Here is a 12,079-nt window from a genome sequence, read left to right on the forward strand (position 1 = left end):
CCCCAGCGCGCCCGCAGCTGGCCGAGCGCCAGCGCCTTGTCCAGACGGCCGGCACCGAACCACACGGGTGCTTCGCGACGCCCGTCGACAACGTTCGGCACCAGCGCCACCGAGTACCCGACGACGCGGTCCCTGCCCCCCTCGGCGTAACGCGGGCGCACCAGCACGCGCGCGTCGCGTAGACCGTCCAGAAACTCCCGCTCGCTGCTCGCGTCGGCGGCCACCGCCCGCACCCGCCGCCGCAGCTCGTCGCGCATCGGGGCCGGCTGCTCGGCGCGCTCGGCGCGTGCCTGCTCCGCCGGCTTAGCGCCGGCCTGCATGCCGCGCCCCGACTCACGCGACTCGAGCACCCGGAGCCCATAGCGGTGCTCAAGCATGTTCGCCGCGGCCTGCGCGCGGGGCTGGTCGTTGTGCACGCGCGCCTTGGTGCCGTCCTCGCGCACCAGGTTCACGACGATGTGCACGTGGTCGTTCCCAGCGCTCGACACACCGTGTCGCACGGCAACCCAGCGGCAGCCCGCGGTGCCCGACTCGTCGTCTGCGGCAAAACCCATCTCGGTGACGAAGTCCGTCGCGATGGCCTGCCACTGCTCGTCGCTCAGCTCGCCCTCGTCAGCGCGCAGCGACAGCGAGCAGTGCCACACGTGCGCGTCCTTCTCACCCACCTTCACGTTCGCCTGCGCGTCCTCGCGCCACTCTCGCACCGGCACCGTGACGCGCGTGCCGAACACCTTGCGGGGCAGGTCGAGTTCGTTGGCAATGTCGAGGGCGTCGTCGACGTCCAGCTGGCGCCCGCCGGCCTGCTCGACCACCACGTCGTGTCCGGCCACGACGTGCGGGTTGGTGTGCTCGTTGTGTCGGCCCTTGCCGACCAGGTACACCATGACGCCGGCGACGCGATCGCCGCGGGTGATGTTCGGCATCACGAGCGCTCACCCAGCCCGTGCAGCGCGTGGTCCAACCTCTCTGCGACAGCACGCACCGCGTGCAGCGTCGACTCGAGGTCGGCCTGAACTTCGCCGGTGGCGTTCGTCGCCTTCGCGATCTGGTTGAGGTTGTTCGACACCGCAGCCAGCAGTCGGCGTGCGTGGAAGAACTCGGCGCGCAGCTCGGACCGGTCGGTGGCCGTCTCGCCGGTCTCCGACAGCGCCGCCTCGACCAGCAGGCGCGGCACCGTCACGTGTGCCGCCGCTGCGCGCTGCACAAGCAGCGCCTCCTCTTCCGGCGTTACGCCCACGCGGTGGAAGTGCCGCCGTCCGCCAGGGACGTTGGCACGACGACGACGCCCACGCGACCGTGCCCGCGTCGCCTCGTCGTCCACGTCCAAGTCCTTCCAGCCCAGCGCAGCGACCCCACGACAGTGGGGACCACACTCGCGAGTGTGCCATCGGTGCGCCGCAGGCTTCCACCGATCGAGCCACTTACAGCACGTAAGTGTATAGCTTGCTCCGCATGGTGCTGCTTGTGGGCGGTGTCGACGACGACGCGCGGTTCCGCGCAGCGCCCAAGAGGGCGTGCGCTTCGCACCCGCTTTGGGGCTTGCCTCATCGTCGGAGCGCTGACGTCACACCGGCCCGCTATGGTCCCCGCATGAGCGATGACTACACGGTTGACGAGTACACCCGGCAGCTGCACGAACTCATCGACGGCCGCATGGAAGCCGGCCGCACCTTGGCCGCTGCGGCGGGCAAGGTGCGCGAGGCGCGCGCAGCGCTGGAAGCAGCGGAGGGTCAGTACGCCGCGGCCTTCCAGGACGCGCTCAAGGCGGGCTGGACGAACGACGAACTGAAGCGCGTCTTCAAGACGGTGGGTGTCGAAGCCCCGACGCGCCCGCGGCGCTCATCGGGTCGCCGGCGTTCGAGCGCTTCGACCGCACCCACGCCTCAGACGGATGCGGCGACCGCCGGCGACGAGGGCTCGGCCGCCTGAACGACGTCACCGTGACGGATGCGAGAGGGGCGCCAGACCGATCGGTCTGGCGCCCCTCTCGCCCTGGCGGTCAGCGCTCGTGCGCGCCGTCAGCCTCCTGGCCGGGCCTGCGTGCCGGGCGCACGCGGTCGGGGCGCCCAGTGCGCGCCGTGCGCAGCGCGTCAACTGCAGCGATGTCGATCAACGGACCGTTCTCGACGGCGCGCGCACGGTCGACCTCGACGATGCGAGTCGCGTCGTTGCTCGGCGTCCAGAAGCGCCGGTACCGCGTCACCGCCCCGCACTCCTGCGCCAGGCGCAGCGCAGACTCCTGCGACCTAGCGCGCCCGGTTTGCGCGTCAAAGACCTCCCGCGCGTATGCGCTCGGCACCCAGCGCCCGCCCAGCCCCTCACCGGTCGCGACGGCGTTCTCATACGACTCGCGCCAGCGCTGCGCAATGCGCTGCTCGGACAGCTCGTACGGCACCTCGACGTCGATCACCTCGACGCGGTAGCCCGCAGCGGCCAGGTGCTGCCCGAGCGCCACCGCCTTGTCCGGACTCGACAGCACCGAGTCGATCACCACGTTCAGCCCCTCGGCCATCGCCTCGTGCCGCATCTGCTTAGCCAGGAACGACGACTCCTCGTGCACGAGCGACGCGAGCTCGAGCGGGTAGAACGGCTCGCCGGCCGCCTCACGCTCCGCCACCGCGGCCGGCTTCAGGAAGTCCTCGTACGATCCGTCCGCCAGCGCCTCGCGCAGCAGCTTGTGCTTGAACTCGTCAGCGTCGATGGTCACCCACGCAGACGCGTCCACTCCCAGCACGTCCCGCAGCACCGTCGACTTGCCCGCTCCCGGCGGGCCGGCCAGCACGATCGCGCGACGCTCAGCCCGCGCTGCGGGATGCTCCGCGCGCGCCTCGTCCAGCAGGCGGCGGTGCAGCGCGCGCCGCTCACGCGTCCGCCGTCGCACGTCGTGTCCGAAGAACCAGCGCGGGTTGGCCGTCGTCGCGTTCGGCCCGGCCGGGTCGAGCGGTCCACCCGGACGCGAGTACGCCCGGACCGTCTCACGATGCGCGTCGGTCGGGGTCATGGACTCCTCGGTCACGACGCGGCAGCCTGCCGGTACTCGTCGATCCGGTGCTGAATCGCGTCGTAGGTGTCCTCGTCGATCAGTCCGTCGTCGAGCGCGTCACCGACCTCGCCAACGGTGTTGGCGACCTCCTCGACCAGCCAGTCGTAGCCGTCGGTTGTAGGCGTCGGGGCGTATGGGAAGCGGCCCAGCTCATCGATCAGCCGGTCGCGGTCGATCATCCCCGCCGCGTAGCGCTCAGCGATCTCGTACGGGCTGGCGCCCGAGAACCCCTCGGGCACGTCGGGCACCTTCGCGGCCCGCTTGAGCGCGTTGTTAACCGCCGGCTGGCTAATGGCCAGCGCCTTGGCCAGCGCGGTCTGAGACATCGTGGCCGACAGCCGCCGCACCAGGCGCAGCTCGTCCAACCGATCGACCACCTGACGGTGACGCAGCCGCCGCACCTCATCCACGCTCGGGGGCTCGGCGATCGACATGTGAACCACCTCCTATAGAGGAGTTTATAGGACGTGGTCGCCATGCGCGAGGGCTCCTCGGATGGCTCCTCACGCGGTCACCTGAGTCGCCGCTACATGTCGGTAGATCGTCGCGCGGCTCACGCCAAGGGCCCGGGCCACGCTGGTGACCCTGGCGCCCGGGGCCTCGAGCAGTCGGTCGGCCGCAGCAGCCTTCTCGCCGGCCAGCGCGCGGGGGCGCCCGCCGACGCGACCGCGGTCACGCGCCGCGGCGAGCCCGGCGTGCGTTCGCTCTCTTGTCAGCGCTGCCTCGAACTCCGCGATGGCAGCGAAGATGTGGAACGTCAGCCGGCCGTTCGGTGTCGTGGTGTCGATGCCCTCGGTCAGCGAGCGGAACTCAATGCCGCGGGCGGCCAGCGACTCGATCACCGCGACGAGGTGCTTCACCGATCGGCCCAGGCGGTCCAGGCGCCAGACCACCAGCACGTCGCCGGCGCGCGCGTTGGACAACAGGTCGTCCAGCTCGGGCCGTGCCGCCCGCGTCCCCGACGCCGTTTCGGTCCAGATGCGGTCACAGCCAGCGGCCACGAGGGCGTCGCGCTGCAGCGCGGGGGACTGGTCGCGGGTCGAGACGCGCTCGTAGCCGAGGAGCATGCGACGACCGTACGGAACTCGTCGGCGCCGGGGGCCGTGACACCCGAGTTTCGGACACGGGTTTTGAACACATCGCACCCGGCGTGTCGCGCGTCCAGCTCGGCGCGTCCAGAAACGAGCGTTTCTGGACGGTATGACTAGTCCAAGGTTGAGGCTGGTTCGTCATCCGTGACAGGTGTGTCACCGGCGACGATGCTTGGGCGATGACTCGGAGGGCTCGGGCGCTCGTCGGCGTGCTGGTGGTGGGCGTCGCGTCGTTGACTGTCGCGGCGTGTGCGTCGACGCAGTCCGCTGGGTGCGCTAGCTGGGTGGACTTCAAGACGCCGGCCGATGCCGCGGCGGACGCTGACGCCGTCGTGATCGGGACGGTCGCCGGGCGGGGCGACGACGTGAGGGTCATGGGTGGTGACGCCCACACGTGGACGGTCGAGGTGGCTGACTGGGTCCGCGGCCACGGTGGCTCGCCGATCGTCGTGACCCCCATGCCAGATCACTGCGGCGAGGACCCTCCGTATCCGGGCGGCGACCCGCTCCGGCCGTTCGCCGACGACGGGACGCCGGTGATGCTCTTCCTGCGCGAGGGCGATGCCTACGACCTCGAGGAGGGCGTGTACACGACGCTCACGCCGTACCAGGGCGTGATCCCGGCGCCCGTCGACGGCCGGATCCCTGAGGAGTGGTGATGCTTCGGCCGTACGGGCCGGGTCGCGACCGAGCATGAGGCCGAGCCGATCTCGCGAATGCCCCGATCGCCCAGGCGGCGCCGCCGTCCGGAAACGGTCGGTTCCGGACGTCCGAAGCCCTGAACTGGCCGCGCTGCCGGGGCGCAACGTTCACATACGACCGTTTACGGGCACGGCTCTTGGGTTGCTTGTAGCCGACCTGAGCGCATCCGACCCTGCGGTGCACTCCACCACCCAATCGGACCGCCTTCAGGGCGGGGAAGCCCTGAAGGTGTCTTCCTGCCGCGTGCATCCGGTTCCGCGGTCTCCTCGCTGGGCCGTGGGTGAATTTTGCTCGGAACTGGGTGAGGCGCTGGGTGAGAATTCGGCGAACACCCAGGTCGCAGGCGGGGCCTCGTTCTGCACTCCCGAGGGTGCCGCCTCGTCCAGCGCGGGGCGTCTGAAACCCCTGCACCGGACTGCGCCAGGCTGTACCGGACTGCACCTGACTGCACCTGACTGCATTGCGCGTCGGATTTCCGACGCCTACGCTGTGCCTAGCCCGTTGCGCTGAGCTTCGGGAAGTGAACCCGAGACCCGTCCGGAATGGTCGTGGCGCTCGGGTTTCGCGCTTTCTACGGCCAGCCGCAGCAAGATGCGTCAGACGTCGACGACATCGTCGACCACCGGTGCGCACCGGCGCCGCCAGTCACCACCCTTGGCCCACGCCCAGGCAAATGCGTCGGGGATCGCCAGCAGCGGCTCGCTCGCCGCGGCCTCGTGCCGGTAGGCAAGGGTGTCCGCGCAACCGAGCGCCCGGGTGGTCTCGATCAGCTGCTGACGATCCCGGCGAACCAGGCTCTCGTCACGCTCGAGGTACAGGTGGGTGTGCTGCGCCTCGGCCGCATCGGCAACCAGAGCTTCGAGGCAGCGTGCGCGCCGCTCGAGTTCGGTGCGGTAGGTGGTCCCGGCGCGGTAGATCGTCACGGCAGGGGCCAGGCCGGCGAACGCCTCGAGGATCTGCTTGCGCCGGGCGTCGCTTTCCTTCTTCATGTGCAGACGCGGCTGGCGGGGCAGCACCAGCGAACGCACCGTACGACGAGCGTCGGCCAGCTGCCCAGGCAGCACGACGGCCGCGACGAGCAAGTAGTCCTTCGCCTTGCTCTCGTCGACGAACACGTGGCCGCTGCGGGCCGGCTTCGGGCGTCGTGGCACGAGGACCAGGGTAAGGACCGGTGACCACACCAACTGCACTGGACGACTGCGACAGCTGTGGATAACCCCGCGGTGCCTCGACCGTGCGCTGCCACCATGTGACCCATGGCCCGGTTCATCAAGATCGAGGACGTCGCCGAGGAGCTCGCGATCACCGAGCGGCAGGTCTACGGCCTGCTGCACTCCGGGGCGCTGCCGGCGATCCAGATCGGCGGGCGCGGGATATGGCGAATCGAACGGGACAAGCTCGAGGAGTACATCGCCGCCCAGTACGAGGCTCAGCGCCGGCGCATCGCTGAGTCCAAGGGCGGTGAGGAGCCGCCCGCGGACGCGCAGGATGGATGACGCCGCTGGGCGTCCGGCGCTGGCCTCGAAAGCCCTGCGCTGGCGCTGCCCACGCCCGCGCGGCAGGGTCTGAGCATGGCGTACCCCTCCAAGCCCTCGCTCGAGGCGCTGCGCCCGTTCAAGTACGACACCAAGACCCAGAACCAGTGGTTCCAGCGCAAGCGGCTGGACGCATTCGTCGCCGAGCAGTACACCGCCGGCCGGTCGCTGCGCGAGCTCGCGGAGCTGACCGGGCGCACGCAGACCGCGATCCGGCGCAGCCTCGACCGTACCGGCACGCCACGTCGGCCCGCCGGCGCACCGAGGCTCAGACCCGCGATCGACACCTCGCCGGCCGTTCTCGACCATCCAGGGAGGTCGTGTCGGTGACCTCGCTACCGAGCGTGCACGAACCGCTGCGCGTGCCGGAACTCGCTGCCGGTCCAGCTGGGGTCAGCAACGACCTCGGGACGATCCGTCTGTCCAGAAAGTGGTGTGGGTATGACCTGCGACACTGTCGTCCGGAAGCACGGAGAGTCCGAAACGGGCTCATGCCGATCCGGACTCTCGCGCTCACTGGCAGGTGAACCACGAGACTAACTCCGGGCGACGCCTCTCGGGAACGCCGCTCGGAGGGATCGGCCCGGCAGCTTCCCGAGGGACGACAAGGTCCAGAAGGAGGCAGGCGCATGGGGCGCACCGTCCACCGGAGTGCTGGCTCCGGGAAGTTTGTATCGAAGGCCGCGGCCGCCAGGTGGCCCGGCAAGACGACGACCGAGCGCGTGGGGTCGGGCACGTCGAACCGGCGGACTGTCTACCGGGACGCCGGTAGTGGAGAGTTCATGACCAAGCGGCGCGCCGACAGCGACCCAGGCGGGACCATCTCGCAGCGGGTGTAGGCCGAAGACCGTGGGGGCGCGGGCGCGAGTCCCGCCCCCACGGCACTGGGCCAGGTAGCGCCGCGGTGGTCGCGGTCACCGGCTAGCCGGAGCCCCTCGGCGTGATGCCGATCTGTGTGGGACCACCCGGACGAGCCGTGGCCGCGACCACCGCTCAGCTCCGCCTCCTGGTCCCTGGGTGGTCAGTGCATCCACGGATGCTCTCCACCTGGTCGTCAGGTCGACTCGGCCTGCGTGAACTGTAGCACAGTTTGCGGAGGTGGTGCGCGGGGGCCACCCTGGACACCTACCGACCGCCCCGGAGGAGTACCACGGAGCCACCGGGCAGCGCACGGTTCCTCCCGGACACACCCCTACCTACCGGCCGGGTGATAGGCTCACCCTGTCACCCGGTACTACGATATGTCTGAGGTAGATCTGTGTATACCCGTGGAGATGACGGAGCGGAACGCCCGACCGAGCGGCGAGCGAGCGCGGCCGCGCTCGAGGCTGCCGCCGTCATCAAGAACCGGGTCGGTCGGCGCACGACAGCGCCAGTCCGAGCGGTCTTCCTGGAGCAGCGCGACACGGTGGTCCGCAGCGCAAACGAGCCGGCGCCGATGGCTAAGCTTCTTCGCGGTGGCCGGGGAGGGGATGTCCGACTCAAGCTGGAGCTTTCGTTCCTATGGTTCGCGGCGGCACCGCCGCACGACCTGGCCTACCCAGCCCGCGCGTGGGCGACACTTCTTGATCTGCGCGACCCCAACATCAGCGGCACCCGCAGGATTCGGCAAGCGATCAACGCACTGGCCGAGGCCAAGCTTGTCAGCGTGACGACCCAGCCCGGTCAACCTAGCCGGATCACGTTGCTCAACGAGGGGGGCCAGGGCGAGAAGTACACGTTGCCGGGGCGCGCCTTCAACACCAGCCGCTCATTGGGGTTCGAGAACCCGCACCGTTACATCCAAATTCCCGACACGTTCTGGACCTCGGGCTGGCTGGCAGCCTTGTCTGGCGCGGGCATCGCGATGTTCCTAATTCTCCTGACCGAACTTGGCCCTCGTGATCCCGAGAAGACCGATCTGTGGTTCAGCCCTGAGCGCGCCGAGGCCCTGTATGGATTGAGCGAGGACACGCGCAGCAAGGGACTGCGCGAACTACGTGCCGCCGGCATCGCGACGGCCCGACGGCAGTCGGCGTCGCGCAACGCCTTCGACTTCCGTCGGCTGCGTAACACCTACCGGCTCGATCTGAGCCGGCTTGAAGACCCAGCCGTAGTTCCCGTCAACCCAGTTCCTGATCCGCCGACCGCACCGAGCGCCGCAGCCGTCGAGGACTTGTTCGCCGCCCATGGGTTCAAGCCCAAGAAGTTCCCTCGCTGAGACCCGCAGAGCCAGGGCAGCGGGCAGCTCGAAAAAGCCATGTCGGACATAAGGGTTATTATCGGCGGCCAGTACGCTCCGGAAGCACTAGGTCAGCAGTAGTCGCAGACACCAGTCGCAGGCAGCGTGGTGAAGCATGTCGGGCACTCAGGCCGTCGCGCAGGTTCTTTCGCCGTCTTGCGCGCCCGGCGCTCCGCCTCTGCCTTCGTTAGAGCTGGCCGTCCACCGTCGTCGGGCAGATCCTCCGCGTACTTGCGATAGCAAAGCAGCCTGTGCTCTGCGGCGTAGTGCTCGATGTCGTCGCCGGGTTCGTCGACCACTGACCTAGGTGCCTTGGCGTAGCCGGGTCCGATCGTGCCGTCCTGGTGGACGCACAGCGAGGTCAGGGGCGGCTCACCGTTCGTCTTGGCGAGGACGGCGACCTCCTCGAGCAGCTTGCCAATCCAGTTCGTGAGCAGCACGCGCGTGCGGATCCCGGATCGCTCCTGCACTTGGTCGCTCAGCTCTCGGTACGTGATCACGGCGTGGTACTTACGCGCGGTGGCGACGAGCTCCTGGTACGCCAGCGGGATCCACACCGCCATCGCCTCGGAGAACTTGACCGGTGATGCGTCAGCGACCCGGTAGGTCCCTGGTAGAGAAGAGTCGACGCTCGTCACGTCCGCGACCATATCTCGGCCATCCCCGAGCCCGGGCGCCCGTAGGACGCCGGCCGGCAGGACCGGAAGCATGTCAGCGGTCTGGCGCTGGGAATGCCGGGCCGCAGAGACGGCTGCGCGCAGGGGGCTGTGCTCGTTCTGGGCGAGGTTCAGCGGCAGGACTAGATCAGCTATGAGGGCCGATTCGATGTCCCACGGCCTCCGGTCTACGTACCAGCAGGCGCGGGCATGTTCCGCGATCCAATCCGACAGCACCGCCTCCCCCTCACCGAACGTTCGGCGCTCGGAGGCGCCGACGCGGCGCAGCTGGAGCTTGAGTTCATCCGAGAGCAGCGAGCCCAGGGTCAACCGCAGCGTCGAGCGTGAGGCGTCACCACTAAAGTGCTCGCGGATGCGCTTACGGAGATTCTCTCTGCTTGGCCGGCCGTCCCGAGACCGCGGTTTGCGCGGCGCGATTCCCACGTAGAGCAGGTGCCCCAGTTCGTTCTCGTAAACTCCTTCGGGGAGCGCCTCGAGCGGCGAAATGTCGAAATACCAGGCATAGACGCCCGGCTCGGCGGGGACGGACGACGGACTTCCGAGCGCCTCCACCTGACTCGTCGCACGATTCGGCGCGAGCAGTGCTTCCTTGGCGTGGAGGGCGCTCATGCGTCACCCCAGTCGCATGGGGCGCTGGTGCACACGTCACAGGTTGCAAGCAGCAAGACGCTCGCGTGCCTCATCGCCGGGTGTTGATCTCGAAGCTGCGCAGGTAGTCCGCGTACAAGCGAGTCGTCTTGAGCGCGGGATTCAGCTTCGCGACGATCTGCTGATACTCCGCGACCGAGTCCGTCACGATGAACGCGTGCGTTAGGTCCTCGCGCTTGGCAGCCGCTGCGACGAACGGACCCCACGCCGTGGTGTCGAACAGCACGCCGTAGACGGCTCCCGACGGGATCGCCCAGCCCTCCTCCGCCACCTTCTCGATCCGTTCACCGACCGCACCAGCGCGCAACCACAGCAACGGTGCGATCGCCCCGTACCGCCGGCCGAGCGAAACTAGCGCAGGATCTTCATACGTCAGTGTGAAGAACTCCGCGTTCTCAGCGAACCCCTCCGACATTGGGAACTCGTCGACGAAGCGGTAGTCGCCCTTGATTGGTTCGCCCGTGGTCGTCGTGCCGGTAATGGCAGCCCTGATGCGCGGCTTCGTGACGTAGTCGCAGATTCCCAGTGCCTCCCATTCCTCATCGCCGGGCTTCAGGCCGCGGGCCCGCAGCGTCGCTTGCTCGTCGGGTCCAACCTCGTTGTTCGTCACGAGGATCGCCCGACGGCGCCCGCCGTCCTGCTTGTTCAGGCGCATAACCGCGTGGGCTGTTGTTCCGGAGCCAGCGAAGAAGTCGAGCACGACGGCATCGGGCTTATTGGCGACAAAGAACCGCAGCGAGTCCTCAACCGCGTAGAGAGACTTGGGGAACGGGAAGCTTCGATCCGGCATCATCGCTCGGAGCAGGTTCGACCCGTTCCGGGACGAGTCGTGCGAGGGAATTCGCCAAGCCGTGCCCGGGATGATCGAGCGAAACTCGGTGTCCGAGATGACCGACCCGTCAACGCGGTGGCCGGTGATCTCGTAGGTCCCGTCCTCGACCTTCTTCTGCTCCCCAGCCTTCAAGTAGGAGAGGGACATGCCGCGATCTGTGAATCGTCCAAGCCGGACGTACCCCTTACTGTAGGCGGCCAGGAGGCGGTCTTGCGAAATCTGCCAGTTGCCCTCTGTACCGTCTCTCCGGATCGGCCACACCGCCACGGTCCCTGGTGGCGCGAGGATCTCTTCTCGAGGCGTGGTGAGCGGAACCGAGTCGCCGGCCCCGGCGAGGGTCGTGCCGTCCTCGCTGATGAAGATGGGATAGAACAGGTTTGGACGGTCGACCCGCCGAGCGTTGGTGCCCGTGCGGATGAGCATCGACCAGAGCATCCGCGTCGTGCGCTTGTCGTCAGGGTTGAGCCGCCACTCATCGCCGAGGGGAAGCGGAGTTACACGAGAGCCACCAAACTGGACGAAGAAGACGTACTCGTCCGTTCGCGCGAAACTGCTCGGTCGGCTAACTCCGGCCGGGTTGATCACGGCCGAAACCATCTGGATCCGAGCTGCTGGGAAGGTTTGCTCCAGCAGGAGCGCAAGTCTTGCGTACTCCTTCTCGTCGATCGTGACGATGAGAACCGAATCGGCGGGGTTCAGGAGCCTTTTGGCAAGGAGGAGACGCCGCTCGATGAACGAAAGCCACTTCGAGTGGCGGTAGGGGTCTGCGTCGTCGACGTAGTCGTTGTTGTACTTCCAGTCCCGGGCACCGGTGTTGTAGGGCGGGTCAATGTAGATGGCGTCGATCTGCCCCTCGTAGGCGAAGAGCAGCGCCTCGAGTGCGTGGTAGTTCTCGGCGTTAATGACCGTGTGAAACGGCTTGCCGCCATCGTCGCCCTCGGTACCACCACCACGCACCACAGCACCGGTCGATACCAGTCCCGGGTAGATGGGGTCGCCGAACTCGCGGGTGGCGACCAGCCGACTGACGGGTGCCTCGCGCGTTTCGCCGTTCCCGTCACGCAGTCGTGCGAGTTCGCCTTCGACGCTAGCTACGGTCCAGATCCCGGTGCCGTCCAGCTCGGTGGGGTCGTCGGAGCCTTCGGCGAGAACCTGGACCTTTTCGCCGGCGCGGATCGCGAAGCCCGGCAGCGCGACGGACTCGGGCATGTGTCGGTCGAAGACCAGGCCGAGTCGGCGGTTCTTGGTGACCTTGTCGTACTCGGCGCGAAGGGCCGCGCGAAGGTGGGGGTCCTTGATCGACTCGATCAAGTTGTCGATGTGGGCCACG

13 protein-coding genes are annotated in these 12,079 nt (G+C 68.3%); 5 read left to right on the forward strand and 8 right to left on the reverse strand.

Translation table 11 applies throughout. From position 1 onward, the window contains the following. Positions 1-923: relaxase/mobilization nuclease domain-containing protein (locus tag GSF02_RS11980; RefSeq protein WP_235915519.1), on the reverse strand; the 923-nt coding region annotated here is incomplete at its 3' end. After that, positions 923-1,321 (reverse strand): MobC family plasmid mobilization relaxosome protein, encoded by a 399-nt coding sequence (locus tag GSF02_RS11985; protein ID WP_159796558.1) that lies wholly within the window; start codon positions 1,319-1,321, stop codon positions 923-925. The genes GSF02_RS11980 and GSF02_RS11985, both read right to left, overlap by 1 nt. Positions 1,322-1,590: 269 nt before the next feature. Here GSF02_RS11985 and GSF02_RS11990 point away from each other — a divergent pair, with 269 nt between their 5' ends. Further along, on the forward strand, positions 1,591-1,929 hold the full coding sequence (locus GSF02_RS11990; protein ID WP_159796561.1) for a hypothetical protein: 339 nt from the start codon (positions 1,591-1,593) through the stop codon (positions 1,927-1,929). 70 nt (positions 1,930-1,999) lie between these two features. Here GSF02_RS11990 and GSF02_RS18895 read toward each other — a convergent pair whose 3' ends face one another. From GSF02_RS18895 to GSF02_RS12005, 3 genes are all read right to left on the reverse strand, one after another. Next, positions 2,000-3,016: a zeta toxin family protein gene (locus tag GSF02_RS18895; RefSeq protein ID WP_235915520.1), complete on the reverse strand. Its 1,017-nt coding sequence runs from the start codon at positions 3,014-3,016 to the stop codon at positions 2,000-2,002. Continuing rightward, positions 3,013-3,477: a hypothetical protein gene (locus GSF02_RS12000; RefSeq protein ID WP_159796564.1), complete on the reverse strand. Its 465-nt coding sequence runs from the start codon at positions 3,475-3,477 to the stop codon at positions 3,013-3,015. Before GSF02_RS12000 ends, GSF02_RS18895 begins: the two co-directional genes overlap by 4 nt. Positions 3,478-3,546: 69 nt before the next feature. Beyond that, positions 3,547-4,110, reverse strand: coding sequence for a recombinase family protein (locus tag GSF02_RS12005; protein WP_159796567.1), 564 nt, complete (start codon positions 4,108-4,110; stop codon positions 3,547-3,549). A gap of 233 nt (positions 4,111-4,343) precedes the next feature. On the opposite strand from GSF02_RS12005, the gene GSF02_RS12010 reads away from it, so the two are divergent. Beyond that, a complete protein-coding gene (locus GSF02_RS12010) occupies positions 4,344-4,793 on the forward strand; it encodes a hypothetical protein (protein ID WP_159796570.1) in 450 nt (149 codons plus the stop codon). Between the two features lie 639 nt (positions 4,794-5,432). Here the strand turns inward: GSF02_RS12010 and GSF02_RS12015 are convergent. Beyond that, a complete protein-coding gene (locus tag GSF02_RS12015; protein WP_159796573.1) occupies positions 5,433-5,987 on the reverse strand; it encodes a hypothetical protein in 555 nt (184 codons plus the stop codon). A 105-nt stretch (positions 5,988-6,092) separates the two neighbouring features. On the opposite strand from GSF02_RS12015, the gene GSF02_RS12020 reads away from it, so the two are divergent. The 3 genes from GSF02_RS12020 to GSF02_RS12030 all read left to right on the forward strand — a co-directional run bounded on the left by GSF02_RS12020 (position 6,093) and on the right by GSF02_RS12030 (position 8,571). Continuing rightward, positions 6,093-6,332 carry a helix-turn-helix domain-containing protein gene (locus GSF02_RS12020; protein ID WP_159796576.1) on the forward strand — a complete coding sequence of 80 codons (240 nt, stop codon included), beginning with the start codon at positions 6,093-6,095 and terminating at the stop codon, positions 6,330-6,332. Between the two features lie 75 nt (positions 6,333-6,407). Further along, on the forward strand, positions 6,408-6,701 hold the full coding sequence (locus GSF02_RS12025; protein ID WP_159796579.1) for a helix-turn-helix domain-containing protein: 294 nt from the start codon (positions 6,408-6,410) through the stop codon (positions 6,699-6,701). A 928-nt stretch (positions 6,702-7,629) separates the two neighbouring features. Beyond that, a complete protein-coding gene (locus tag GSF02_RS12030) occupies positions 7,630-8,571 on the forward strand; it encodes a hypothetical protein (protein WP_159796582.1) in 942 nt (313 codons plus the stop codon). Between the two features lie 92 nt (positions 8,572-8,663). Here GSF02_RS12030 and GSF02_RS18625 read toward each other — a convergent pair whose 3' ends face one another. Together GSF02_RS18625 and GSF02_RS12040 are read right to left on the reverse strand one after the other, a co-directional pair. Next, positions 8,664-9,878, reverse strand: a complete 1,215-nt coding sequence (locus GSF02_RS18625; RefSeq protein WP_201308900.1) for a GIY-YIG nuclease family protein — start codon at positions 9,876-9,878, stop codon at positions 8,664-8,666. A gap of 70 nt (positions 9,879-9,948) precedes the next feature. Beyond that, complete coding sequence (locus tag GSF02_RS12040; protein WP_235915521.1) at positions 9,949-12,078, reverse strand: site-specific DNA-methyltransferase; 2,130 nt, start codon at positions 12,076-12,078, stop codon at positions 9,949-9,951. Position 12,079: the final 1 nt, after the last annotated feature.

This window comes from Puerhibacterium puerhi (genome assembly GCF_009846865.1).
In the GTDB taxonomy this organism is placed as follows: domain Bacteria; phylum Actinomycetota; class Actinomycetes; order Actinomycetales; family Cellulomonadaceae; genus Puerhibacterium; species Puerhibacterium puerhi.